This is a genomic window from Rhizobacter sp. P1_G5 (assembly GCF_056405435.1).
The window spans coordinates 1-1,470 of sequence record NZ_JBFUCB010000964.1 but is presented as its reverse complement, the minus strand read 5'-3'; the positions used below and the strand labels follow the sequence as shown (position 1 = coordinate 1,470).

Sequence of the window (1,470 nt, the reverse complement as noted above, 5' to 3'; positions counted from 1 at the left end):
ATGCAGCTGCGAACAGCAACGCCACGATCCAGGCGTTGCGCGCCGACCAGTCACTGACGGAGACCTTCTCCGTCAAGAGCGCCGATGGCACCTCGTCGAGCGTCACCGTCACCATCCACGGCACGAATGATGTGGCCGTGATCAGCGGCGCCACCTCGGGTGCTGTCACGGAAGACACCGCGGTCAATGGCGCCGGCAACCTGACGACCGGCGGCACCTTGTCCGTCGCCGACATCGACAACGGCCAAGCCSTGTTCCAGGCTCAGACGGCCACTGCCGGYACCTACGGCACCTTCGCACTCGCCACCGAYGGCACCTGGACCTACACCGCGGCCAACGGCAACACCGCCGTTCAGGCGCTTCGCGCCGAYCAATCGCTSACCGAAACCTTCTCGGTCAAGAGCGCTGATGGCACTTCTTCGAGCGTCACCGTCACCATCCACGGCACGAACGATGTCGCCGTGATCAGTGGTGCCACGTCCGGTTCCATCACGGAAGACACCGCCGTCAACGCCTCCGGCAATCTGACCACCGGCGGCACGCTGTCTGTCGCCGACATCGACAACGGCCAGGCCGTGTTCCAGGCTCAGCCTGCCACCGCGGGCACCTACGGCACCTTCACGCTCGCCACCGAYGGCACCTGGACCTACGCMGCGGCCAACAACAACGCCACGGTCCAGGCGCTGCGCGCTGATCAATCGCTGACCGAAACCTTCTCGGTCAAGAGCGCGGACGGGACCAGCTCGTCGGTCACCGTCACCATCCAGGGCACGAACGACACCGCTGTCATCTCCGGCGCCACCTCGGGCTCGGTCACCGAAGACACGGCTGTCAACGCTTCCGGCAACCTGACCACCGGTGGCACGTTGTCTGTCGCCGATGTCGACAACGGCGAAGCTGTGTTCCAGGCTCAGACAGCCACCGCTGGCACCTACGGCACCTTCGCACTCGCCACCGACGGCACCTGGACCTACACCGCGGCCAACAGCAACGCCGCGGTTCAGGCGCTGCGCGCCGACCAGTCGCTGACCGAAACCTTCTCGGTCAAGAGCGCGGACGGGACCAGCTCGTCGGTCACCGTCACCATCAAGGGCGCCAACGACGCTGCCGTCATCTCCGGCGCGACCTCCGGCTCCGTCACCGAAGACACCGCCGTCAATGCCTCGGGCAACCTGACCGCCGGCGGCACCCTGTCCGTCGCCGACGTCGACAACGGCCAGGCCGTGTTCCAGGCTCAGCCTGCCACCGCGGGYACCTACGGCACCTTCCCCCTYGCCGCCGACGGCACCTGGACTTATGCAGCYGCRAACAGCAACGCCACGATCCAGGCGTTGCGCGCCGACCAGTCRCTGACSGAGACCTTCTCCGTCAAGAGCGCCGATGGCACCTCGTCGAGCGTCACCGCAAGAGCGCCGATGGCACCTCGTCGAGCGTCACCGTCACCATCCACGGCACGAATGATGTGGCCGT

1 protein-coding gene and 1 pseudogene are annotated in these 1,470 nt (G+C 66.6%); both read left to right on the top strand.

The window, feature by feature from the left end:
- Positions 1 to 35: 35 nt before the first annotated feature.
- Positions 36 to 119: pseudogene (locus tag AC1D12_RS33195) on the top strand (VCBS domain-containing protein); the annotation flags it as partial.
- Between the two features lie 18 nt (positions 120 to 137).
- The coding region (locus AC1D12_RS33190) for a VCBS domain-containing protein (RefSeq protein ID WP_477845355.1) at positions 138 to 1,470 on the top strand (1,333 nt) is incomplete at its 3' end.